The organism is Christiangramia aquimixticola, assembly GCF_048285835.1.
Classification (GTDB): Bacteria; Bacteroidota; Bacteroidia; order Flavobacteriales; family Flavobacteriaceae; genus Christiangramia; species Christiangramia aquimixticola.
Map to the genome: position 1 here is coordinate 1 of NZ_JBLVTL010000135.1, position 328 is coordinate 328.

1 protein-coding gene is annotated in these 328 nt (G+C 45.4%); it reads right to left on the minus strand.

The genetic code is table 11. The annotated features are described in order from the left end of the window. A partial coding sequence (locus ACNKXV_RS13840) for a hypothetical protein (RefSeq protein ID WP_417908303.1) occupies positions 1-299 on the minus strand: 299 nt, incomplete at its 3' end. Positions 300-328 lie beyond the last annotated feature (29 nt).

The following is a 328-nucleotide window of genomic DNA, read 5'->3' on the forward strand; positions in this document are numbered from 1 at the left end:
TCTCCCAAATAATCAAAAAGATCCTGTGGCTCGACCTTTCGGAAAACCAGTTGAAACAAGGTGCCCTCTTTGGCCAAAACTTCTACTGGCACATCCAAGAGATTATCCAGCTTGATCTTTTCTGAGATTTCCTTGGCAAATTCCGAATCCGAGGCTTTCAGGTAAGAAAATGAAAGCAAGTCAATCACCGGCTTGTGGTAAAAGAACACCTGGCCATTTCTCCACTTCGCATAACGCTGCAAGTCCAAGACCGCATCCAAAAAGGCATAAATCGGCGCATTTCGGATGGGATAACCCATGGTCACGTTGAGTTTGGAAATCGTCTCAG